25 protein-coding genes are annotated in these 23,121 nt (G+C 70.0%); 16 read left to right on the top strand and 9 right to left on the bottom strand.

From position 1 onward, the window contains the following. Positions 1–36 precede the first annotated feature (36 nt). The 4 genes from IEY73_RS26625 to IEY73_RS26610 form a co-directional block, all read right to left on the bottom strand. Entirely contained in the window at positions 37–891 is an 855-nt protein-coding gene (locus IEY73_RS26625) for an SAM-dependent methyltransferase (RefSeq protein ID WP_189082067.1), read from the bottom strand. Beyond that, on the bottom strand, positions 888–1,517 hold the full coding sequence (locus IEY73_RS33775; RefSeq protein ID WP_229716182.1) for a GNAT family N-acetyltransferase: 630 nt from the start codon (positions 1,515–1,517) through the stop codon (positions 888–890). The genes IEY73_RS26625 and IEY73_RS33775 overlap by 4 nt, the downstream gene beginning before the upstream one ends. A gap of 44 nt (positions 1,518–1,561) precedes the next feature. Further along, the gene (locus tag IEY73_RS26615) at positions 1,562–3,049 is read right to left on the bottom strand and encodes an APC family permease (protein WP_189082066.1); all 1,488 of its coding nucleotides are present in this window, start codon (positions 3,047–3,049) and stop codon (positions 1,562–1,564) included. 88 nt (positions 3,050–3,137) lie between these two features. After that, on the bottom strand, positions 3,138–3,815 hold the full coding sequence (locus IEY73_RS26610; protein ID WP_189082065.1) for a hypothetical protein: 678 nt from the start codon (positions 3,813–3,815) through the stop codon (positions 3,138–3,140). Positions 3,816–4,041: 226 nt separating this feature from the next. Here IEY73_RS26610 and IEY73_RS26605 point away from each other — a divergent pair, with 226 nt between their 5' ends. The 6 genes from IEY73_RS26605 to IEY73_RS26580 all read left to right on the top strand — a co-directional run bounded on the left by IEY73_RS26605 (position 4,042) and on the right by IEY73_RS26580 (position 8,552). Further along, complete coding sequence (locus IEY73_RS26605) at positions 4,042–5,514, top strand: helix-turn-helix domain-containing protein (RefSeq protein ID WP_189082064.1); 1,473 nt, start codon at positions 4,042–4,044, stop codon at positions 5,512–5,514. Beyond that, a complete protein-coding gene (locus tag IEY73_RS26600) occupies positions 5,511–6,092 on the top strand; it encodes a GNAT family N-acetyltransferase (protein ID WP_189082063.1) in 582 nt (193 codons plus the stop codon). The genes IEY73_RS26605 and IEY73_RS26600 overlap by 4 nt, the downstream gene beginning before the upstream one ends. Before the next feature lie 254 nt (positions 6,093–6,346). Continuing rightward, a complete protein-coding gene (locus IEY73_RS26595) occupies positions 6,347–6,700 on the top strand; it encodes a hypothetical protein (RefSeq protein WP_189082062.1) in 354 nt (117 codons plus the stop codon). Further along, entirely contained in the window at positions 6,697–7,428 is a 732-nt protein-coding gene (locus tag IEY73_RS26590) for a hypothetical protein (RefSeq protein ID WP_189082061.1), read from the top strand. The genes IEY73_RS26595 and IEY73_RS26590 overlap by 4 nt, the downstream gene beginning before the upstream one ends. Further along, positions 7,425–7,742 (top strand): hypothetical protein, encoded by a 318-nt coding sequence (locus IEY73_RS33770; protein ID WP_229716181.1) that lies wholly within the window; start codon positions 7,425–7,427, stop codon positions 7,740–7,742. Before IEY73_RS26590 ends, IEY73_RS33770 begins: the two co-directional genes overlap by 4 nt. Before the next feature lie 12 nt (positions 7,743–7,754). Next, the gene (locus IEY73_RS26580; protein WP_189082060.1) at positions 7,755–8,552 is read left to right on the top strand and encodes a hypothetical protein; all 798 of its coding nucleotides are present in this window, start codon (positions 7,755–7,757) and stop codon (positions 8,550–8,552) included. 241 nt (positions 8,553–8,793) lie between these two features. On the opposite strand, the gene IEY73_RS26575 is transcribed toward IEY73_RS26580, so the two are convergent. After that, the gene (locus IEY73_RS26575; RefSeq protein WP_189082059.1) at positions 8,794–9,045 is read right to left on the bottom strand and encodes a hypothetical protein; all 252 of its coding nucleotides are present in this window, start codon (positions 9,043–9,045) and stop codon (positions 8,794–8,796) included. A gap of 316 nt (positions 9,046–9,361) precedes the next feature. Between IEY73_RS26575 and IEY73_RS26570 the strand changes: the two genes are divergently transcribed. From IEY73_RS26570 to IEY73_RS26555, 4 genes are read left to right on the top strand one after another with little or no spacing between them, the layout of a single operon-like run. Beyond that, positions 9,362–9,709 carry a hypothetical protein gene (locus tag IEY73_RS26570; protein ID WP_189082058.1) on the top strand — a complete coding sequence of 116 codons (348 nt, stop codon included), beginning with the start codon at positions 9,362–9,364 and terminating at the stop codon, positions 9,707–9,709. A 14-nt stretch (positions 9,710–9,723) separates the two neighbouring features. Beyond that, complete coding sequence (locus tag IEY73_RS26565) at positions 9,724–10,443, top strand: hypothetical protein (protein WP_189082057.1); 720 nt, start codon at positions 9,724–9,726, stop codon at positions 10,441–10,443. Between the two features lie 10 nt (positions 10,444–10,453). Continuing rightward, on the top strand, positions 10,454–11,704 hold the full coding sequence (locus tag IEY73_RS26560; protein WP_229716180.1) for a hypothetical protein: 1,251 nt from the start codon (positions 10,454–10,456) through the stop codon (positions 11,702–11,704). Then, positions 11,688–12,347: a hypothetical protein gene (locus IEY73_RS26555; protein ID WP_189082056.1), complete on the top strand. Its 660-nt coding sequence runs from the start codon at positions 11,688–11,690 to the stop codon at positions 12,345–12,347. Before IEY73_RS26560 ends, IEY73_RS26555 begins: the two co-directional genes overlap by 17 nt. A 418-nt stretch (positions 12,348–12,765) precedes the next feature. On the opposite strand, the gene IEY73_RS26550 is transcribed toward IEY73_RS26555, so the two are convergent. Both IEY73_RS26550 and IEY73_RS26545 read right to left on the bottom strand, forming a co-directional pair. Continuing rightward, positions 12,766–14,085 carry a hypothetical protein gene (locus IEY73_RS26550; protein ID WP_189082055.1) on the bottom strand — a complete coding sequence of 440 codons (1,320 nt, stop codon included), beginning with the start codon at positions 14,083–14,085 and terminating at the stop codon, positions 12,766–12,768. 29 nt (positions 14,086–14,114) lie between these two features. Continuing rightward, positions 14,115–16,097, bottom strand: a complete 1,983-nt coding sequence (locus IEY73_RS26545; protein WP_189082054.1) for an NACHT domain-containing protein — start codon at positions 16,095–16,097, stop codon at positions 14,115–14,117. A 591-nt stretch (positions 16,098–16,688) separates the two neighbouring features. Between IEY73_RS26545 and IEY73_RS26540 the strand changes: the two genes are divergently transcribed. The 6 genes from IEY73_RS26540 (at position 16,689) to IEY73_RS26515 (ending at position 21,229) form a co-directional block, all read left to right on the top strand. Beyond that, positions 16,689–16,826: a hypothetical protein gene (locus tag IEY73_RS26540; RefSeq protein WP_189082053.1), complete on the top strand. Its 138-nt coding sequence runs from the start codon at positions 16,689–16,691 to the stop codon at positions 16,824–16,826. Positions 16,827–17,167: 341 nt separating this feature from the next. Then, the gene (locus IEY73_RS26535; protein ID WP_229716179.1) at positions 17,168–17,608 is read left to right on the top strand and encodes an ATP-binding protein; all 441 of its coding nucleotides are present in this window, start codon (positions 17,168–17,170) and stop codon (positions 17,606–17,608) included. 322 nt (positions 17,609–17,930) lie between these two features. Beyond that, positions 17,931–18,746 (top strand): SigB/SigF/SigG family RNA polymerase sigma factor, encoded by an 816-nt coding sequence (locus tag IEY73_RS26530; protein WP_189082052.1) that lies wholly within the window; start codon positions 17,931–17,933, stop codon positions 18,744–18,746. Between the two features lie 60 nt (positions 18,747–18,806). Next, a complete protein-coding gene (locus IEY73_RS26525; protein ID WP_229716178.1) occupies positions 18,807–19,277 on the top strand; it encodes a hypothetical protein in 471 nt (156 codons plus the stop codon). Positions 19,278–19,531: 254 nt separating this feature from the next. After that, positions 19,532–20,758, top strand: a complete 1,227-nt coding sequence (locus tag IEY73_RS26520) for a PP2C family protein-serine/threonine phosphatase (RefSeq protein WP_189082050.1) — start codon at positions 19,532–19,534, stop codon at positions 20,756–20,758. 171 nt (positions 20,759–20,929) lie between these two features. Beyond that, entirely contained in the window at positions 20,930–21,229 is a 300-nt protein-coding gene (locus IEY73_RS26515; RefSeq protein ID WP_189082049.1) for a PfkB family carbohydrate kinase, read from the top strand. A gap of 13 nt (positions 21,230–21,242) precedes the next feature. Here IEY73_RS26515 and IEY73_RS26510 read toward each other — a convergent pair whose 3' ends face one another. Next, complete coding sequence (locus IEY73_RS26510; RefSeq protein ID WP_189082048.1) at positions 21,243–22,703, bottom strand: aminotransferase class I/II-fold pyridoxal phosphate-dependent enzyme; 1,461 nt, start codon at positions 22,701–22,703, stop codon at positions 21,243–21,245. A gap of 60 nt (positions 22,704–22,763) precedes the next feature. Continuing rightward, positions 22,764–23,087: a plasmid stabilization protein gene (locus IEY73_RS26505; protein WP_189082047.1), complete on the bottom strand. Its 324-nt coding sequence runs from the start codon at positions 23,085–23,087 to the stop codon at positions 22,764–22,766. Positions 23,088–23,121: the final 34 nt, after the last annotated feature.

Raw genomic sequence — 23,121 nt, 5'->3', positions numbered from 1 at the left:
GCGGCGCGGCGGAGTCGGGTGGCCAGGGCAGGGGGGTCATGGTTTGGCGGCTACGGCGGCGTACGCGTGGCTGGGGCCGGGCTCGGCGGCGGGGTTGTCGGGCCGCCATTGGGCGGTGGGCACGAGACCCGGTTCGGCCGGGTGCAGGCCGGTGAGGAACCGGTGGATGTCGGGGCGGGTCCGGGGATGGCATGGTCCGTGCTCGGCGGCCGGTTGGGCGCGGACGAGGTCGGCAGTGTAGGGGGCGAGGAAGTCAAGGGTGGCGTGGGTGATGGCGAGATGGCTGCCGGGGGCGAGCCGGTCGATGAGGTGGTCGAGAGCGGGGTAGGCGTGGTGGTCGGGCAGGTAGTGCAGCACGGCGCAGGCCAGCACGATGGTGGGGCGGGTGAGGTCGATCAGCGCGGTGAGGTCGGGGTCGGCGAGTAGCCGGTCGGGGTCCCGCAGGTCGGCGTGGACGTAGCGGCATTGTTGCCGGTCGGGGTGTGTCCACCAGGCGCGGGCGTGCACGGCGACCATGGGGTCGTGGTCGACGTAGACGGTGCGGGCGTGCGGCCCGTGCTGGACGGCGATGCGGTGCACGGTCAGGTCGTCGGTGTGCACGGGCAGGCCGCAGCCCAGGTCGAGGTATTGACTGATGCCGGTGGTGGCGGCGAGCCAGGCGGTGGCGCGGTGCACGAAGGCCCGGTTGGCGGCGGCTGCGGCGCGTAGGCCGGGGATGAGCACGGCGAGCCGGTCGCCGCTGGCGCGGTCGGCGGCGAAGTTGTCTTTGCCGCCGAGCCAGTAGTTGTAGCGGCGGGCGCTGGCCACGCTGCGGGTGTCCAGCACGGGGTCACGACGGTGGTGGTGCCGGTCGGCTCCGGTCATGGTCGCCGGCCCAGGCGCGGCGGTCATCGGCTGCCGGTGGCGGGCCGCCACATCGGATGGACAGCCGGGCTGCCTAAGGTGGTGACGGGCTCGCCGTGGTCGGTGAACCCGTGCCGCAGATACAGCCGCCGGCAGCGCGGGTTGCCGGCCTCCAGATACGCCGGAGCATCGGGGTCGAGGCGGGTCAGGTGGTCGTGCAGGAGCAGGTTGCCGACGCCGCGGTTCTGCTGGGCGGGATGCACGCCGAGGTAGGCCAGGTAGTGGTGGGCGGTGGTGGGGTGCCGGTGCCGCAGAAGCCGTTCCAGGGCGTGCAGGCGCTGCGCGGCCTGCATCACGGCCGGGTCGGTGAGGTCGGCGGCCTCGTCGCCGAGGTCGTGCACGTCCGGGGTGCCGGGCGCCGGCGGGTAGGGCAGCCACACCGCGACCCCGGCGACCTGCTGCCGGATTTCGGCCAGCCGCACCGTCCCGTACGCGAGGGTGTGGCCGAGCAGAGCGGTGAAGTAGCCGTCCAGGACGGCGGTGCGTAGCAACGGATCCGGGGCGGCCCAGCACGCCGTCGCACCGTCGGCGAACGCGCCAACCAGCACTTCGACGGCGGTCGTGTGGTCGCTCGTGGTGGCGTCACGCACCACGGCATTGAGCACAGTGGACATACGTTGAACACTCCTTACACCAAGAGGTTTCACATCTGAGGAATTCAGTGGTTGCGGGAGAACACCGGTGGCCGTGCCGGGCTGGTTCCGGCGGCAGAGGCGGGGCTGCCGGTCCCGATCGCCGCGTACACGGGCCACCGGTGCGTCTTCAGCCAGCACGCCCACCCGACCCCGCCTGCCGCGGCCAGCAGGTAGACGGCCGGGGCGGCGCAGGCGGCGGCCGGGTTGGTGGTGCCGAGCAGGTCCCCGAAGAAGGCCACGCTGATCGCGGTGATCGCGGTCAGCAGCACCGCCGCGAGCATCGGGGCGAGGCGCCGCCGCGCCCAGCCGTGCCCGGCGCCGTGGCGGCGCAGGTAGCGGCGCACAGCGTGGCTGGTCACGGTCATGCAGATCAGCACGCCGAGCCCGCCGGACACGGTGCCGGCGAAGAACAGGTGCACGGTCGGGTCCAGCCCGGCCACCACGACCACCACGAGGACGGCCAGCACGACCCCCGCCTGAGTCAGGGCGGCGGTGACCGGGACCTCGTCAGCTCGGGTGATCGCCAGCCAACCGGGCAGCACACCCTCACGGGCCAGGGTGAGCGCGTACCGGCTGACCGTGGCGGCGAACGCCAGCATCGCCGCGAACAGGCTAGTCGCGAACAACACCACCGCCGCCGCGATGACCATGCCGGGCACGTACGGGGCGGCGAGGTGAAAGAACAGGTCGTGCGGATGCCCGGCCGCCACGCCCACGATCCGGCCCGGCCCGGCGGTCACCGTCATGGCGAACGCCGAACCCCCGTACAGCACCGCCACCACCAGCAGAATCGCCTGCACCGCCCGCCGCAGCGTGGTCCGCGGCCGGATCGCGACCTGCGCGAAGGCGAGCGGGACTTCGAAGCCGACCAGCCCGGTGATCGCCCCGACCAGCGACGCGACCCCGGCCGGGTTGGCCAGCAGCCGTGGATCCAGCGCGGTGAACCGCACCTGTCCGCCCGCCGGATGCGCCAGCAACGCCACATCCAGCAGCAGCACCACGGCGATCTCCGCAGCGACCAAAACCCCGATCACGCTCGTGTTGGTCCGCAGCCGCAGCTGGCTCAGCACGGTCACCGCGGCCCAGCCGAGCACCGCCCACCACGCCCACCAGCCGCGCACCCCTGCCAGGCCGAGCGCCGCCTGCATCGCCAGCCCGAACGCCCCGTACAGGCCAATATGGATCGCCGTGTAGGCCAGCAACGCGATCACCCCCGTCGCCGCGCCCGCGGGCTTACCCAGCCCGGCCGCGGCGTAGGAGTAGAACGCGCCCGCGTTCGGCACCCGCCCGGCCATCGCCGCCAGACCGGTCGTGAACACCCCCAACACCCCGGCCGCCAGCAGGTAACCCACCGGGGTGCCCACCTGACCGACACGGCCGAACCCCAGCGACACCGCCCCCACGATCACCGTCAACGGGGTCACCGCGCCGATCCCGTAAGCGAACAGCCGCCACCCCGACAACCGCGACGCCCGCAGCCCGGCCTGTAACGACCGCAGCCCACCCGGCACCACACACCCCCTCTCTCCGGCAACAAGGACACAACGAACCCGGCCCGCAATCACGCGAACCTCTGCACACCAACGGAATTGAGGAAGATCAGCGAGCCAGGGCCATGTCCCGCAACTGACCCACCGTGGCCGTCAGCAACTCCTGCCACGCCGTGTCCACCGGGCCCAGCGCCCGCGCCAACCGGTCCCGGTTGAGCCCGGCGAACGCCAACTCACCCAGGCTCGACGACGCCACCACCTGCACCAGGAACCGCTCCCCCGCCCCCAGCGGCTCCCCACGGGCCACCTTCACCACCAACCCCGTACTGGTCCACGCCGGACGCACATCGTGATCCCGCGCCACCGCCACCCATTCCCGGCGACGACACCAGCTCCGGCGACGCTGCGCCCGCCCCGCCACCACCAACCGGCGCGCGACCTGCGAGCGCACATCAACGCCCAGCCCCGCGATCACGTCACCGGGCAGCATTCCCGGTTCCCGCACCACCTGCGCCAGCACCTCACGACCCAGCCCGTCCACCACGTCCGGCACCGCGACCCGAGCGCGGCGGCCACCATCAGCGCCGACCCGGACATCCGATCCGGCAGGCGTCCCCGGCGTCGAGTGCAGCACGACCACCCGCGACCGCTGAACCACCACCGCACCGGCCTCCACCCGGTCGGACAACACTGCCGCCGCCACGATCACCCCGGCCGCGCGCCGCGACGTGTGCAGCACACCCGTGTACTCGTCCTGCGTCAACCAATAAGCAACATCCGCCAACACGAGATCGACTCTCCTGTCAGGTCGTTTTCCAGAGAATTCCCCGGGATCTCCCCCAGGCTCGCCTATACACGTGCCTACCATTGCCGTTATTTTCGTGTGGCAACGGCTTTCGGGGTGACACCGCCGCGGGTGCCGAAGACCCGGTGAGGTTTGACCGGAATTGCTTTCCGCTGCCTTGTGGGCAGCGTCAACAGACGGCACCAGCACGACAGGAATAGTCGGGCCCATGTCGCTGACGCCGTTTCCAGATTCCATATTGGCCGGTACGGTGACGGCACGGAAGACCGTTCGCGTCCCATTCGCGTCCGGGACACATGGACAGCAGCCATCCCTTTTTGCAGAGGCGATCATGACCGAGCCGGCTCGACATTTCGGACGGACGCTCCGGCACCTACGCATCGACCGGGGCCTCAGCCTGCGGGAGCTCGCCGCCGCCGCCAACATCTCCAAGTCCAAACTGCAGATGCTGGAGACCCAGGACGGGCGCAACGTCGACGAGCAGGACGCGACACGTCTGGATCAGATACTCCGTTCGGGCGTAACGTTGGGCGCAGCGGCGCAGCGAGACCGAACGGCGATGCTGCCGAGACTGGCCCCCGCGAGGGCGCACGGGCCGAACCGCTACACCGATCTCGCCGTCAGCCTGCTGCACGCCGGGATCGAGCCACGAGGAGTCAGCGCAGTGGACCGACGAACCTTCCTCCAAGGCGCCAGCGCCAGCGTGGCGATCCCCGCCGCCCTGGCGTTGGAAGCCACCCGGCACGGGCTCGGCATCGCACTGTCCGACCGCCTCGACAACAACACCGACGACTGGGAAGAGATCGTTCAGGAACACGGGTACGGATACATGTCCACCCCACCCGAACAACTCGTCGAGTCGCTGGCCGTCGACATGGTCGCCCTCCAATACGCCCTCCCGCCCGGCGACACCGGTGCCGCACGAGACCTGCGCCGCATCGCCGCGCTCATGGCCACCCTGATGGCCATGACCCTGGCCAACCTCGGACACCTCAACGAAGCCCGCCGCTGGTGGCGCACCTCCCGCAAACTCGCCGACGCGTCCACCGACATCCGCACCATCGCCTGGGTCCGCGGCCGAGAGATCGTCCGCGGACTGTACGAGAACCGTCCGATCGGCGCCGTTCTCAGCCTGGTAGACGCCTTTGAGACGCGGTTTCCGGACGCCCCACGCGAGGCGTTGCCGGAACTCATCGGCAGCAAAGCCCAGGCACTCGCTTTGGCCGGACGTGCCGATGAGGCGAACGCCAGCGTGGTCTTACTGGGTGAGCTGTATTCCGAGTTGCCTCACTCCATGACATCCGACGGCCTGACAACCTTTTCGTGGCCCGAGCACCGACTTCGCTTCGCCGAATCCTTCGTGTATTCGTTTGGCGGCGATTACGTCAGAGCCGACGAGGCCCAGCGCACGGCCATCGCGCTTTATCCCGAGACGCACACTCGCGGGCCGGCACAGATCGAGCTCCAGCGCGCTCTCTGCCTCGCCCGCATGGGCGACACCACCCAAGCCCTGCGCCACGCCGAGCAGACCCTCACCGCCCTGCCACCCGCGGACCGCATCCGCCCCATCGTCGATCTCGGACAACGCGTGCTGTCGTCCATCGCCCCCGCAGAGCACGAACGGCCGGAGGCACTCGCCTACCGCGACCTGCTGCGCACCACCACCCAGATCGAAGCATGACCACCCCCCACCCGCTGGAGCTACGCCACCACGGCCCCAGCGAAGCCCTGCGCATGCGCGACGACCTGCTCACCGTCTACACGGCCAGCCACGCCGACCTGATCCACCTCCCCTGGTTCTCCCCCGAGCAGTTCTGGGAACGCCTGGTCACCCTCTACGCCAAAACCGACGACTTCGACCTGGTCACCGGCCAGCTCAACGACCAAGTCATCGGGTACGCGTTCGGCAGCCCCCGCACCGACGAACCGCTGCGCCACCTGCTGCACACCCAGATCCCCACCATCCCGGACACCGGGCCGGTCTACATCTTCCGCGAGTTCGCCGTCCACCCCGAGCACCAGCGCCACGGCCACGGCACCCGCATCCACCACGAACTGCTGCGCACACGACCGGAAACCGCCGCCAACCTGCTCGTACGCACCGACAACCAGCCCGCCCTCACCGCGTACCACCGGTGGGGATGGACGATCATCGGCACCAAGAAGCCCTTCCCCGACTCCCCCACTCTCACCTCCATGGGCCTGGACCTCACCCACCTGGCCACCGGCGACGCCACGCCCGGCAGCCACCGCCCCTGAAGGCCGCCCCCTACGGCGCCACCGCTGACCGCCTCCCGCAGGGAAGCGCTCCCCAGACTGTCCACACGGCATCCCGCGCAGCGCCGCGGCTCGAATGCCAGATATCGGCGCAGGTGGATCGGAAGCGCGACACGTCCTTGCGACAGCGTCACCAGTTCCGAGACCATTTCATTTCTAGACGTCGGGGAGACGTGATGGTCCCACCAGCACCCCGAAAACCACAGACCAGCGGGTTCGCCCTAGGAATGCTGCTGGTGACAGCGGTCATCCCGTTGGCCTCCGTGGCCGTCGCGAGCGCCGGGTTCGACCAGGTCGCCGACGCCTCACCCGTCGGCAGGCCCGGCACCGTCCTGGCCTGCGCCGTGCTCGCCGTGGTCGCGCTCGCCGGGACCGTCCTCGCCTGGCGCGGCACAGTCGGCAGCACCCGCACCATCGCCGCCGCCGTGCTGTTCCTCGCCGCCGCAGTCGCCGCGGCGCTGACCGTGTTCCTTCTGATCGCGGCCGGGTCCGCGCTCGGCGCCGCGTCCCTGACCGCCCTGGCAACGGTCTCCCTGGCCATGATCGGACGTGCCCTGCTCCAGGCCGCACCACACGGACCGCAACGGTGACCACCATGCCACCCGACCCGGCACCCCCACCGCAGCCCCAGCACACGGCGGACCTCGCCCGGCTCGCGCGGGAACTCGCCGCCGCAGCACCCGAGCAGGCCAGCGGACACGACAACACCGGGCAGGCCCAGGTCGTACTCGGCCCGGACGGCGTCCCCGCCGAGATCCGCATCCACCCCGGCTGGCAGCAGCATCTCGGACCCGAGCGGCTCGGCCCCGCGGTCATGGACGCCCACGCCGACGCCCTGCAACAAGCCGCGATCAGGTGGGCCGGCACGCTGGACGCCACCGGCTGGCGGCAGCGGGCCGGACCCGCCGACACCATCGACGCCGACAACGCTGCCGGCGGCCCCGCGCCACCCGACCTGCCCCACGGCCACGCCAGGGACACCAGCGAACTCGCCGAAGACGTCCTGACCCAACTCCACGCCGCGCAAGAACCGCGCGCCGCGACTTCGACACAGGCGCAAGGACACGACGACGAACACCACGTCACGCTGACCCTCGGACCCGCCGGACTGGCCGCCTGCAGCATTGACGCGCACTGGGCCGACCACCGCACCGGCGACACCATCACCCGCGCCCTCGCCACCGCGCTGTCGCAGGCGGCCAGCGCACGTGCCGACCGGCCCGACCCCGGTGCCAGGCTGGACGCGCTGGTCGGTGACGCCCTGGCCACCCTGACCGCCCTGACCAACGACCCGCCCCCGGACGGTGAAAGACCATGACGCAACCTCCCAGCCCCCACCAGGTCACCGTCGCGACCGACGCGCTGCGCACCGAAGCCACCGAATGGACCACCCAGAGCACCGCCCTCGACGACCTCGCCACCCACGTCGCCGGCATGGAGTTCGGACGGCTGGAAGCCGGCCTGTTCCAACTGATGGTCGGCCCGTACAACGACGTCATCCACGCCGTGTCCGCCCGCTGCCGTGAAGGTGGCACCGCCATGAACGACATCGCCGCCACCCTGCGCCACGTCGCCGACACCTACGAGGCCGAAGACCACGCCAACGCACACCGCCTACGCAACATCTACTGAACCGGGGCGACCATGGCAGCGTTCTCCCAGGCACAGCACGAAGCCGTCATCCACGAGATCGAGACTGGGCTGGCCACCTTCGAACACCAGCTCGCCTACGTCGTACCCGCCGCGAACACCGCCGCCAGCCAACGGTTCGTGCCCGCACCCGTCGCCCAAGGCTTCCGGTGGATCGCCGAGGAAACTGTCGCCGTCGGCCGGGCGATCCTCGACTGGTTCCAGGACCTACTCAAGGGCGCCACCGCGCCCATCTTCATGTTCATCGACTCGTGGCGCTGGATGGACATCAAAGGCAAAGCCAACACCGCCGCCACCGACCTCACCCGCCAGAACCTCGTCATCGACGACACCGACTGGTCCGGCACCGCCCGCGACGCCTACCTCACCGCCGCCGTCGCCCAATCCACCGCCGCCGCACGCATCGGCTCCATCGCCGCGAACACCGCACAGAACCTGCTCTACTGCGCCGCCGCCGGGCTCGCCTTCTACATCGTCCTGGCCGGCGTCCTCGCCAAACTGATCGCCGCGCTCGCTGTGTCGATCGCCGGCATGAGCTCCGGCATCTTCACCGCCCCCGGCATCGCCCTGTTCCTCGAAGAAGCCGGCGTGAGCACGGCCGTCATCGTCGCCGCCGTCTCCACCCTCGCCGCGTTCCTCGCCGCGCAAGCCACCGCCATGATCACCCTCCACGGCGAAGCCGTCGACCCCACCAGCTTCCCCCACGGCGCCTGGCCCACCACCAACACCAACCGCTACGCCGACGCCACGGTCCTCGACGGCGACGCCGACTGGTCCCTCAAACACGACTAGAACAGGCCAACACCACGGTTAAAGTCGGGCTCCGCCGCCCGCCGGGCCGTCGCGGAGCTCGTCGAGCTGATGCTGGGCGGCGGCGGCCATCTATTCCGTGCGGCCTGTTCTAGGTCGTTGTAGTACGTGGCAAAGATCTATAGCCACAAGAAGGCCAGCTCGCGGCAGCCTGCGGGGCTAACGGCGAAGTAGTCCTCGCACATCACGAGGACTCCGGCGGCTACAGCCAGCGTGCCGACGTTCATTCGACCGTGACGCCGATCTGGGACTTGGAGACGCGCCGGGTCACCTTCGACAGCCAGCCCTCCTGCTTGAGCCGGTTGAGGACCCGGAAGTGATGGGTGTCGTGCGGGAAGGTCGGCGATGCGGCAGGGGTGGCCAGAGCGGCATACGGGCTCCCGAGGTTCGCGAGGACTGCGAGGATCTGGTCCGTCGAGAGGGTGTTTCCGAGCTGGTCGACCAGCGGGACCACCAGAGCCGCGTCGCGGGTCACCCGGGGCGATCCGCTCCACTTGGACGGGGCTCGGTCAGATCATGTCGCCTCGCTGCCGCTACGCTCGGCACGAGGTCTCCGGTGTGCAGTTCTGCTTGGTCGCTGAACCAACTACCGGAGACCTCGTCAGTTATCGATCACCGCCACGCCGACACATCAACACACTCCGAAACACGGCCTAGCTCTAGCACAGGCTTGCCGGGTATCCCAGATCATCCACCGCATCAAGCCGTCCGCGTGTCGATCGCAAGGGGCGGGTGGGTTGCGCCTTGGTAGGGTGCTGGGCCACGGACGGTCATCGATGGGCGGGAGGGTCATGACCGACTTCTTCCAGGTCGAGCTGGGCACGCTCGGGCAGTACGTGGCCTCGTTGCGACAGGCGCAGCAGCAGTTGGCCGCGCTCCCGTCGCTGCTGTCGGGCAATGACACGATGCTGGGCAACGACAGGCTCAACGACGCCGCGAACGAGTTTCAGGGCTGCTGGGAGTACGGCGCGAAGCAGCTCGGCGAGGCGGTCAGCGAAACGACCGGCGTGGTGCGCGACGTGCAGACGGCGTACGCCTCGACCGACGGCGCGGTCCGCGCGGCGGTGTCGTCGCTGCAGCAGCCGCTCGGCGTCATCGGCCAGGCGGCCGGGCAGCTCAACCACTCCGGGGGCGTGTGATGCGCGAGGGCGGGGTGACACCGACGGATCCGATCCGGCCTGGCGCGGCGCTGAACGACCCAGATTTGCGGGCCGGGCTGCAGGCACGGCTGGAGGTGCTCGCAGCGGCCGGACCCCGCGCGGGTGCCGCGTTGCAGATCGCCCGGGACACCTGGTCGGTGCTGGCGGCCTACCCGTGGCAGCGATTCAACTACCGGTACGGCCGGTGGCAGGCCGACGTCATCCTGTGGCGGGCGCTGATCACGTTCGAGGCGTGGGAGTCCTACCGGTGGCGGCGCGACACCGGCTCGTTCCAACTGCTCAATCCACATTCGGGTGAGCGGGTCGGCGAGTTCTACTCCCGAGAATATTTGCGGAGCAAGGCGATGCCGCCGGGCGACGAACCGGACGTGGTGGCCGAGCCGGGCGGGACGCTGGAATTCGCCGGGGACCCGGGCAGCGTGGGCGTTTACCGTACGCCTGGCGGCGATGCCAGCACGCTGCGGTTCTCCTGGACGCCGCGGCTGATCCTGGGCTCGCTGCGCGGCGGGATCGAGATGCTGCGCGCGGGTGCCGCGGACCGGCTACCCCCGGCCCAGCCGCCCCTCGACCTTGACGTGCTCGACGGGGCGCGGGTGTGGTTCACCCACAGCCCGGACAAGCCGCCGGGCAAACCGGACTGGAAGGCGGCCTACCGGGCACACCACTACCGGCCCGGCGGCCGGCAGGCCCGCTTCGGGCGTACGAAACCGTAGGAGCCAGGCGATGACTGTCATGGCGTACTCGAACCTGGGTTTTGATCCATGTCCGGGATCGACGGACAGCGTCGCCGGTCTGCGGCAGAAGATCTCCCAGGCGGCCACCTCCCTGCGCCAGGCCAACGACCTGATGCACCGGCTGCGCAACGACACCTCGGGCGCGTGGCAGGGCCCGGCCGGTGACGCGTTCCGGGCGCATCTGGACGCCACGCTGATCGACGACCTCGGCAAGGCCAACCAGTCGCTGAACCAGGCGGTCGGCGCCCTGCAGGACTGGGGTGTGCGCCTGACCGGCTTCCAGCAGCAGGCCGCCACCCTCGAACACCAGGCCGCCGACGCCCAGCACAAGGTCGCCGCGGCCACCACCGCCTACCAGAATGCCGCCGCCAACCCCGACCTGAAGCTGGCCGGGCGGTACTTCACCACCGAGACCGCCCTGCGCGACGCGCAACAGCGCATCGACGCGGCGGCGCTGACCCTGCGCAACGCCACCACCGGGCTGGACGCGGCCACCGACGAGCTGGACGCCATCCGCAAGAAGGCGCAGGACCTGCACGACCAATGGGACCAGGCGTCCAGCGCGGCAGCGGGACGGCTGGCCGACGCAGCCCGGTTCGCCCCGCACCAGCCCGGCCTGCTCGCGCGCATCGGCAGCGACCTCAGCCACGCCGTCGACGGCGTGGGTGACTGGGTCACCGACCACCTCGACGACATCCACTCCGTGCTGAGCACCGTGTCGGCCGTCGCCGGGCTGGTCGCCTTGTGCACGCCGCCGCCGATCGACGCGGTCGCCTTCGCCGTCTCCATGGTCGCGGGCGCCGGCGCGCTGGCCACCACCCTGGCCGACCCGGCGATGCGCGGCCAGCTCAACGGCCTGCTGCACGGACACGTCGCCGGCAACTGGCACGCCGGGCTGCAGCTGACCGGCGACGCCCTCGGCCTGGTGCCCGGCGTCGCCGCCGGCGTCAAAATGGCCAAGGCCGGCAACCTGATGGCCGATGCCGGACGCGGCTTCCCCACCGTCGTCGACGTCGCCTCCCGTGTCTCCCACGACCCGGGCGTGCTGATGCGCACCGTCGCCGACCGCGTCCCGGCCGCCGGACCCGCCCTGGAGAAGATCAGACTGCTCGAACCGACCTTGGGCGCCGACACCGAAGCCACCGCCGACATGCTCAACCTTCTCAACAAGACCCGCGGCGGAATCCAGAAAACCGCCACCACGGCCTGGAACGAGGCGACCGGTGGCAACAGCCAGTGAACCGGACCCCGCCGCCGTCTGGCTGACGATCCCCGACGGGTACGCCGAACTGCCCCTGACCGACATCAAGGCCACCACCGACGCCACCGCCACCCTGATCGACGGGCTCGGCACACCGCAGCAGCAACACGCCGCCGGCTACGTCCTGAACTCCCTCACCGTCCTGCTCACCTTGTTGCGCGACCGACGAGCCGTCTACTGCGGACTCGGCCGACACCGCTCCGCAGTCGACGGCTCACCGATCACCTCATCGCTGGTCGTCACCCTGCTCGACTTCCCCGACACCCGGAACCCCAAGCTCGTCCTGCGCGACCTGCTCGACGCCGAAGCCCGCACCGGCGCACCGGCCCAGGTCGACCTGGTCGATCTGCCCCACGGCCCGGCCCTGTTCGTCGAACGCACCCGGCTGATGCCGACCCCGACCCTCCCCGGACAACACCCCCTCACCGACGACCAATCACCGGTGTGGCAACTGACCGCCTCGATACCGTCCCCGCGCGGCGACCGGCTCGCCACCATCGAAACCACCACCCCGTTCGCCGACCACGGACCGCAATACCGCCCGATGACCGTCGAGATGGCCGCCGCCCTCTCCTTCACACCACCACCGGAGCAGAACCCGCTCGACGCTCTCCTGGGCTGAAACCCGCAGACAGCCACTCACCCACCCGCCCCGGTCTCGCAGCCGTACGCAACGCACCCCGCCGAGGAGCCGACCGCACGATCTCCACCCGGCGACGCCCGGCCTTTGGGGGGCGGCACGCCGATCCGGGTTGGCGGCCATCCAGGCTTCGACGTCGCGTCGCAGCCATATCCGGCCCATCTCCAGGGTGAGCAGCGGCCGTGGGAAGCCTGGCTCGGCCGCGATCTGGTTGGCCCGTTGCCGGCACACTCCGCCGAGCAGGTAGCGGATCTCGTGGATGCCGACGAGCCGGATCACAGTGGAGTCCATACCGGGAGGTTATACGCGACCAGTTGTCTTACGTCCAGTAGTCACTTGCCCGCCGTCAATGGGAGCGGAGGTGGCGGTCCGCCGGAGACGTCCCGGCCCGCGTAGGGGCTCAGGCGTGGCGGCGGAAAACAGCGTCCACCTGCAGCCCGAGCCGCGGGTCGCGGCGAAGGGCGGCCGCCACGGACCGGTCCGCCAGGAAGGACTCACGATCGCCGAAGATGCCTCTGGCCTCGGTGTTCAGTGCGATGAGGTGAAGACCAGCCCAGACCCGTACGGCGAGCTCGCCCTCCCCGCGGCGTACCGGCATCTGCTTACCGATCTTGCGGCAGATGTCGCGCAGGCCCGGCCGGCCGGTGTCCCGCACGATGGTGTCGGCCAGCGCTGCGGTGAGCCGGCAGTCCAGGATCCACATGAGGTGGTCGGCCTGCGCATATTCCCAGAAGGTGATTTCTATGGCCCAGCGGTCCACGTCGACGGGCGATAGGCGGCTGGCGTCGCGGCTCAGCAGCCGCAACAACGTAGTCATGGAGCTGGCTACGGCCCGTTCGTAGCCGGGCGACTGCGGGAGTCGGCGTGGAGCCCAGCACCGGGTAAGAACGTGGACGGCGCGCCGGTAGGCCGCGGTGAGCGCATCACCGTCGTGCTCGGGTCCGGATGCGAGCCATGTTGCGGCGAGCACGTGGGCTGCGGACGGGAAATCGTCCGGGGTCACCGGTGCGAAGTGGCTCATCGCCGGGCCGAAGGCGTTCAGCATCGGCTCGGCGGCGTGCATCACCACGTCGTCGATCGGGTGGCAGCGAAGGCTGTAGGTACGCCGTGCGTCCAGGTCGTCGCCGAGTCGGAAGCCGAGGTAATCGCGGGCGGTGCTGGCGGGAGGCATGCTGTGTGTCCAGTACGCATCGATCGGTGCCGGAAGCGGAGGACCGCCCGCACTGTCGCACAGGCGCACCGTGAGTTCTCGCCCCTCGGCGGACCATCCGCGCTCGGGCATGACGGCCTGGTTGAAGGTGCCCCAACTGTCGCTGCCGACCGCGGCCTGCCAGCGCTCGATCCAGCGGCGCCACTCGTCGACGGGATCATCGCTGTCGGGAAACAACTGGCCGGCGGTCACCGGCCGGCAGGCCATGGTCAGCAGTAGCAGGTTCAGGGCACAGACCGCTTGCCGGTCGGCGGCGATCAGGTGGCGTGGCCGGTAGGACGCCACCGGCATCTCGGCCATCTCGACGACCGCACGGAAGATCCGCATGCACAGGGGACCGAACCGGTGGCCGTCCTCGCGGGATCGGGTAGCCGCGGATTGCAGGAACTGCAGAACCGCGCCCCGATCGGTGAGCGGCGCGTAGCTCAGCAACGTGGTCAGCAGCCCGTCGTCGGTGGTCGAGGTGGGCCGGAGTGACAGACTGGCGGCCGATTCCCGGGCGGTGATCACACCGAGGATCTGGAAAGCGAGCCGGGCGATCAGGAACTCACCGAAAGTGGCGTGCAGGAACTCGTACGTTTGCAGCCGCTTACCGTCCCCGCGTCCTGGATGAAGAAGAACCGCCCGAGCAGTTCCTGTCCCGGGGTCAGCGGCGCCCGGAAACCGGCCACTGCAGGACGGTCCGGCCCGATCCCGAGGGCGGTCAGGTCAGCGTCCAGCTCGGGTGCGGTGACCCATTGCTGTCCCCGGTTGAACATGGCGAAGGCCGCCACCGACAGGCGCTGCAGCTCGCTCTCCACCAGGGCCTCGGTGGCGTCATCGGTGCTCTTGCGCACCTCCCGCGCCGCGTAGCTGCGAAGCAGGCGCTCGTAGAGGTTTGCGGCATCGAGACGTTCTTCACCCATCGCCTGCACCTCGTTGGCCTCCGCGTCGTACAGAGCCAGCATGAGCAGCAGCAGTGGCTGCCCAGCGAGATCCGGGAACGTGTTCGCCACCTCGGCGGGCAGGACGGTGAGGCCGTGCCCGGCCAGGATGGCCGTATTGGCGTCACTCCAGACACTCAACCAGCGGGCCACCTGGGCAGGGGTGAACGGCTCAAGCCGCAGAACGGTGCTGTCCGGCGGTAACCGGGCCCGGTCGGCCACGGCGATCCTGCTGGTGACGATCACCGCCACCGGGCGGCGCTGGACCGCCTCCCTGCGTTGGAACGCGGCAATCTGTTCCAGGAAGTCCGAGCGGCTGACGCCGGTCGCCTGCAGGAGTTCGTCGAAGCCGTCCAGCAGCAGGACCGGAAGCGCCCCTCCCTCGTCACCGGTGACCAAGGCGGGCCAGGTGATCACCTGCCCGGTTGCCGCGCGCAACGCATGCTCGATCTGATCCTGCAGGGCGGCATCGGCGGGCACCTCGCGCAGCGGCACCCGGACCGGCACGAAATCAGCCGCCGGGAGGCGCGCCGCGATCACCCGGGTCAGCGCCGACTTGCCCGCCCCGGGCTGGCCGAGCACCAGAAGCGGGGCGACTGTCGCACCCGCACTGGTCAGATAGCCGGCCAGGAACGAGGGCAGGTCGTCGCGCACCTCCGGATCGGCCCACCATTCCTCGGCGGACGGCAGATCACCGGGACCGCCGGGGCGCGCCCGAAAGACCGGGTCAATGTAGATCTCGCCGAGCGCCGGCATCCGCACACCGTGCTGCAGGCCCTCATCGGCGAGCACCGGCTCCTCCAACTCGGCACGATGCCAGGCGATCAGCGCAGCCCGGTGCCGTTCCGGCTCGCGGGTAGAGACAGCCTCGCGCAGCAGCACCTCCAAATCCTGCAGACCCCGCGTCACCGCGCGGACGCCATCGCGGGTTGCCTGATCGTCCACAGCACGGGTCCAGAGCCGGAACTCGATCACCTCAGCGGCCAGCCTCCGCTGCAGGACCTCGTAGCGGCGGACCGCCGCGCCCGGCACACGCTCCAGCAACCCCTCCGCCACCCGGGCGCGGGCACCGTCGTCCAGCGAGTCCCACACTGCCAGACCAGCCAGGAAAGCGGCGAACCGGCGGGAAAGATCCGCGTACCAGCCGTTCAACTGGCGCAGCAGCACCTCGTACGGCGCCTCCGGAGCCGGCGTCGGCACCTCCACCGCGAGCAGGTCACCGATCCATCCCCCGGCTCCCTCCCCAGCGCCGGCGCCGGCGCCGGCAAGACGTAGCTGATCCTCGCGGGTCAGGTCGGCATCCACCAGATCGAACGCCTCGAAGTACGCGGTCACCACGATCACCGCGTGCGCCGCATGAAGCCGGGCGGTGCGATCCAGCCGACCCGACCCCCGCACCCGGTCACCCAGACCGCCAACGAGGACACGACCCACCCGGATCAACTCACTCTTGGCACCGAACAGACCCAACACCCCGGGCACACCAGCCGCGGTACCCGCCAACAACGCCCCGCCCAGCGCCAGATCGGCCACCGCCACCCCCGAACCTGCGCCGCCGAGAAGCCGGACCGCATCCACATACGTAAGCCGCTTCCCCATCAGCCCATCGTGGCCGACCACCAACCGGCACAGGGTCACCCGTTCCGGTGGCATCCACACCACCGAACATCAATCCGGCACGCCGGCCAACAGACACCGGAACAACCCCGCGCGAGCGACCGCATCCTCGTAGGAATTCACCTCGCCACCAGGGGCGGCTACACACGAACCGCCGCGGCAAGATCGAAAGGTGGTCACTGGCGTGGATGCCCGAAAACGCAGGAACAACAATCTACAAACCCTTCGCGCCATCGGGTATTGGCGTGACGCTTCCACACCGGACGCTTTACGGGACCTCCATGACTTCATTGATGACAGCGTGCCGATCGACGCGCGTACCGCCGTGGTTGCCTATCTGCGGTCGGGCACGGGTTTCGTCGCGACGGCAAGGCTTTCCGAGCCCCGCACGGCCCACCGGGTTCGAGCCCCGCACGGCCCACCGGGTTCGAGCCCCGCACGGCCCACCGGGTTCGAGCCCCGCACGGCCCACCGGGTTCGAGCCCCGCACGGCCCACCGGGTTCGAGCCCCGCACGGCCCACCGTACGGCATTCGCGAAGAATGTCCATTTTGTGATGCCCATAAGCAAGGCAGTGACCTGCGGAAACGCGAGTGCACGGGTGTTGCACCCGGCCGCTGCGGCGCACGCGCAGGGGTCCGGGCGGACTGACGGTCTGGAGATCATCTACGAGGTCGAGGTCGAGGTCGAGGTCGAGGTCCAGGGCCCGTAGGCAGACAGAGGATGTCCGGATTTGCCGCCGATCGTGCGCGCTGGCCACCGACGCTCTTTACCCGCCGTAGCTCTTGCTCCGGCGTGTTGCCAGAAGAGGGGTTCGTGTCTCACGGGCCTCATCGACCGCCTACGTGGGCAGGGTCGGCATGCCGAGGTCAGTCCTGCTGGGGGCTGCTCGTGTATTGATGCGGTCGAGGTTATGGTCCGGTTGATTGACCGGGAGCGGTGGGCTGTGTGACACCGCCTGAGTCCCGGAGCTGCGGTGCGCGACTCGGACGGGTCATGAACGCGGCGCCGGAATTCGGCGTGGGCGGCTGCGTTGTGGGCAGATACTCAGTCATGAGCGAGTGGGGAGTGCGGCGCCCGCCGGCCAGCGATGAGGAATTGGCACGGTGGACAGTGGCCCAGGCCCCGCAGCTGCAGCTCTTGCGGGCGGGGTTGCAGGATGCCGTCCTACATCACGCGGACCTTGATGAGATCGAGGTGGCCGACCGTGTGGATCTTGCCGAGCGGATCGCTATCGTCGCCACCGAGCTGGCCGGCAACGCGCTGCGCCACGGGCATCCGCCGACGGTCGTGGTGCTGCAACGTTCGCAGAACCGTCTGGTCGTCGACGTCCTCGACGGTGATTCTCACAGCGTGCCCGCGGTCGTCGAGCGGGCGCCCGGCGAGGGCGGTCTCGGCCTCGTTTTGACTGAGCGCCTGGCTGAGAATGTCGGCTGGTATCCGACCGCCGCGGGCGGCAAAGGAGTATGGGCAGCCTTCGCGCTGGCTCGCTGACCCGCTTGGATCACCTCAGTGCCCCGCCCTTGTCGACGCCGTACGGAGACAGCGACAACACCGCCGCGCCGTGGGCCCCGGTCGAACCGGCTGACCGGCCAAACCCCCTGGCACCGGTTTTGCCCGCATAAGGGGTGAGCAGCATGATCAACGGTGGCAGCGGGCCTGCTGCATCCTCCGCTGCTCGGGGTGGTTTGGCGGCGTCGAGATCGGGGAACGCCTGGTCCCACGGTTTCCTGGTGGCGTGTCGGACCGGGTTACCACGCGGATGTGAGAACACCTCCTGTCCGCTCTCGTGCCGGCACCGAATGCAGGGAGTCTCATGACCGCCGTCGCCGTTGCCACCGATGCGTCGCCCGAGGCCACTGTCCTGGACTCGGCCGCGACCCCGGATGTGGCCAGCGAACTCATGAACACGATGGCCGCCCTGCCGGCCGGGCATCCCTCGAAAGCCGGGCTGCGGGACAGGGCGATCGAGGCGTGGCAGCCGCTGGCCCACCATCTCGCCCGCCGGTACGCCGGCCGGGGTGAGCCGCTGGATGATCTGCAGCAGGTTGCGATGGTCGGCTTGATCAAGGCCGTCGACCGGTTCGACGCCGATCGGGGTATCGACTTCGCCGGGTTCGCCATCCCGACCATCGCGGGCGAGGTCAAACGCCATTTCCGGGACCGGACCTGGTCGGTGCGGGTGCCGCGTCGTCTGCAGGAACTACGGCTGGAGATCACGGCCGCTAACAACACGCTGACCCACTCGCTGGGCCGGCCCCCGACTGTGGCCGATATCGCCGCGCATCTGAAGATCAGCGAGGAAGAGGTCCTCGAAGGCCTTGAAGGTGCCCGCGCCTACAGCTCGGCCAGCTTGGACACCCCGATCAGTGAGGACGGCACGACGAGTCTGGGCGACACGATCGGTGGCGAGGACGCCGGGTTCGAGCTGGCCGAGATGCGGGTGGCGCTCGGTCCGGCGCTGGCCGGGCTGGACGAGCGCGAACAGAAGATCATTAGCCTGCGGTTCTACGGCAACCTGACCCAGACCGAGATCGCCGAACAGGTCGGTATCTCCCAGATGCACGTCTCCCGCCTGCTCATCAAGGCCCTCGCGAAGCTGCGCCGCCACATCGACATCGTCGACGCCTGACCTACCGGTCAGGAGGATCACGCCGGTGACATCTGATCGGGAATGGGAATGCTCATGGCCATGAGATCAATCCTTCACGGCATGGCGGCCGGGGCGGCAGGCACGACCGCACTGAACGCGGCCACCTATACCGACATGACGGCCCGGGCGCGGCCGGCCAGCGACACCCCGCAGCAGACCGTCGAGGCCATCGAGCAGCGGCTTCCCGCCTCGATCCCCGGCGACGGCGATCAGCACCAGAACCGGGTTGCCGGGCTGGGCAGCCTGTCCGGGATAGTCACCGGCGTCGGGATCGGCGCCGTAGCGGGCCTGCTGCGCCGCACCGGCCTGCGGCTCTCGTTCCCGGTCGGTGCGGCGCTGACCGGGCTGGGCGCGATGGCGGCCACCGACGGTTCGATGGCGGCGCTGCGCGTGAGCGACCCCCGGACGTGGTCGTCAACCGACTGGCTCAGCGACGTCGTCCCGCACCTGATCTACGGCGCAGTCACCTGGGCGGTCCTGCAGGCGCTTGACGGCCCGGGCTCCGCATAGCCCGGCCAGGGCCCCAGCAACGAGAGCCTTCCCTCATCCGTCCTCATTCCCGGATCGGTGAAGGGCACCGGTCACACCGCCTTGCCGCCTGGCGCTGTCGTTCATCCGGAACGGACGGTCTCGACTCGGCGACGCAGCCTGGAGCGATGCCACCTGGCTGCGGCATACTGGCCTGGTCGGTGAGGATTGGTGAGGACGATGGGTGGGTTCACGCTGATCGGGCATGCCGCAGCCGGCCCGCGACCGGGGCGCCGATGACCGGTGTCGACCGCCGTTCCCCCGCACGGACGCACGGCGGTGTCGTGCCGACGCGGCACGCCGACGGCGCCGACCAGTTGTCGGCCGGCTACACGCTGCTGCTGATCGAGGACGACCCGGGCGACGCTCTGCTCGTTCGCGAATATCTGACGGACAGCGACCGTGCCGCCCGCCTCGACGTGGCGCCGACCTTGACTCAGGCGCTCAGATCCGAGCTCGTCCCGGATGTTGTTCTGCTCGACCTGCACCTGCCGGACGGGCACGGCCTGGGCGCGTTGCAGCAGGTCCTCGACCGGTGGCCGCAGACCGCAGTGCTGGTACTCACCGGCCTCGACGACGCCGCAACGGCTACGACGGCGGTCGCCGCCGGCGCCCAGGATTACCTGGTCAAGGGGCAGATCGACGATACGGTCCTCGGTCGCACCATCCGGTACGCCATCCACCGCAAACGCGCACAGAACGCCGAGCAAGGCCTACGCGACAGCCGGCTGCTGGCCAACGAGAACGTCCGGCTACAGCGCGGGCTGCTGCCCAAACCGATCCTGGCCGACCCGGCCGTCCGGCTGGTCAGCCGGTACGTACCCGGCCGGCAACGGGCCCTGCTCGGGGGTGACTTCTACGACGTCGTACAGACCGCCGACGGCGCGGTCCACGCGGTGATCGGCGACGTCTGCGGCAGCGGCCCCGACGAGGCCGCGATGGGCGTCGCGCTACGTGTCGGCTGGCGCACCCTGACCCTGGCCGGAGTACCCAAGACCGAGCGGATGCGCCTGCTCGAGGACGTGCTGGTCGCCGAACGCCCGCACGACGGCATGTTCGCCACCGTCCTGGGCGCCCGCCTCGACCCCCAGCGCGGCCAGGTCGTGGTCACCAGCGCCGGGCACCCACCCCCGTTGATCGTCACCCGGGACGGCGCGCAGCCGGTCGACGTGCGGGGCGGTCTGAGCCTGGGCATGTTCCCCGGCCGTGGCCGCTGGCACGAGACCACGATCGCCGTGCCCCCGGGCGCCGGGCTGCTGCTCTACACCGACGGCGCGTTCGAAGGCTTCGCAGCCGACGGCACCCGCCTCGGCGAGGACAGGTTCATCGAGCTCGCCACCCGGCTGGCCACCATCGGCGACCCGGTCGCCTACATCGACGCCCTGCTGGCCGCCGTCCAGCAGAACGACGGCCGGCACAACGACGACACCGCCCTGCTCTACATCACCCACGCCGGCCCGTGAGCACGGAGCCCGCGGTCGATCGGGCGCGCCGCCACGCCGGTCGAGAGGCATCTCGGATGCTGCGGCGCGAGATGCTCTGGCGCCGGCCGCCCCCCGGATCGGCCATGAGGCCGGCCGGTTGGTCGTGCTCGACGGTGAGGTCACCGACGAGCGCTGCTCGGGTTCGCCGACGTGGTCCGGGCCGATGAGCGCGAGGCCCAGGGTCTGGATGAGAGCGTTCTCGAGCGGGGGCCGTCGCTGCTGGCGGTGGCCAAGGGCGATGCGAACCTGTTCCTCTGGGCGGGCGGCCGGTTGGAGATGCCGGTGACCGGGGACAAGGTCGTCGATACCACCGGCGGCGGAGACGCGTTCACCGCGGCCCTGACGGCCGCGCTGCTGCGGAAACTTCCGTACGAGCAGGCCGCCCATCTCGCCACTGCGGCGGCCGCAGCGACGGTGACTCAGGCCGGCGGCCGGCCGGATTTGTCTTAGGTCCGCGGACGTGTCATAGGTCCACGACGCGGATGGTGTCGAGTGTCGGGTCGGCCGGGTCGGGCAGGACCATGCCGGCGGCGAGCCCGCTGCGCAGGTAGTCGATGAGTTCGGGCGAGATGCGCTCGCCCGGGATCAGGGCGGGGATGCCCGGCGGGTACGGGGTGATCTGCTCGGCGCAGACCCGGCCGGCGGCCTGCGCGATCGGAATCGCCCGGGTGGGGCCGAAGAACGCGTCTCGAGGGGTGAGGACCGGCTCGACCTCGAAGCTCGACGGCGCCGGCAGGTCGACCGGGCGGGCCCGGGGCAGGTTGGGCGCGGCGGCGGCGAGGTGCTGTGCGGCGTCCAGGAGCCGGTCGGCCGTTGGTGAGTCGTCGGCCATGGACAGGGTGGCCAGGATGCGGCGGTGGTCGGACAGGCCGACGTCGATCAGGCAGTTCTCGCGCAGCCAGTCGGCTGCCTGGTAGCCGGTGATGCCGAGCTCGCTGACGTCGACGAGAACTTGCAGCGGGTCGAGGTCATGGCTGGCCTCCTGGTGCAGCAGTTCGTCGTGCAGCACGTGCAGGCCGCCGGTTTTGCTGAGGCGGGCGCGGATGTCCCCGGCCAGCGCGAGCGCGTCGCTCAGCAGCTGCGTGCCGTGTTCGACCATCTGCCGGCGCCACGCGTCGAGCCCGGCGTACACGATGCTGTTGGGGCTGGTCGTCATGAGCAGGTCGGCGCATTGGGCGAGGTGGGCGGCGTCGATCAGGTCGCCTCGGGAGTGCAGCACCGATCCTTGCTCGAAGCCGGCGCCCATCTTGTGGACGCTGACCACGCAGATGTCGGCGCCGGCGTCCATGGCCCAGGTCGGCAGGTCGTCGTGGAACGGCAGGTGTGCACCCCACGCCTCGTCGATGATCAGCGGCTTACCCCGGCGGTGGCAGATCTCGGCCAGGGCGGCGATGTCGGCGCAGGTCCCGTACGGGGTGGGACTCACGATCAGCGCGCCGGCCGCCTCGGGATGGCGATCCCAGGCCTCGTCGAGTTCGCGCGGCGACGGCGGATGGGCCAGATGCAGCCGCTGGTCGTAGCGGACGTCGACCCAGCGCGGCTCGACACCGCTGAAGATCAGCCCCGCGACGATTGACTTGTGGGCGTCGCGGCTGATCAGCAACTGTCCCCGGCCACCGGCGACGGCCAGCATGGCCGCCTTGACCGACAGGGAACTTCCGGCGGTGGAGAAGAACGCCTGATCGGATCCGACAGCGTCAGCCATCAGCTTCTCGGCGTCACTGAGGTAGCCATTCGACGACGAGCGATCGTCCAGGCCACCCGAGGCCAGCAGATCAGCACGGAAAGATTCAGCGCCGAGAATTTCGCGGGCCCGGGGATCGGCGCCGCGGCCCTGCCGATGCCCGGGCGGGGTGAACCCGTATCGGCCCTGGCGGTGGTAGTCGGCCACCGCGTCCAGCACCGGGGCACGGCTGTGATCCAAACGGTGAGCTCGCTTGGCCTATGACTACCGCAACCCGCCCGGCAGTAAACGACGTCGTGGTCAACGAGCGAGGGCTTTCTCCAGCTCGGACTTGCTCATCGACGAGCGGCCTTTGATGTTGCGCTTCTTGGCCTCGTTGTAGAGCTGTTCCTTGGTGCGCCCTTGCGAGCCGGTGTGGGAGCGTTTGCCGCCGCGGTGGCTGGAGGAGACGTCGTGGGTGGAGGATCGGCTCGCGGTCCTCGATTCGCCAGAACGGGCCCGTTCCTTGTTCACCGTGCGGGCGGCGATCTCCTTGGCCCGTTTGGTCGAGGTGCCGCGCTTCTCGGCGCCGTCCTTGATGTGCTCGTACTGACGTTCGCGTTTCGGGCTGGATCCGGCCGGCATGCTTGCCTCCTCGGGTGGGTGTGGTCAACACGGA

Source organism: Mangrovihabitans endophyticus, from assembly GCF_014646155.1.
GTDB classification, from domain to species: Bacteria; Actinomycetota; Actinomycetes; order Mycobacteriales; family Micromonosporaceae; genus Actinoplanes; species Actinoplanes endophyticus.
This window is presented reverse-complemented; position numbering and strand designations above follow the sequence as displayed.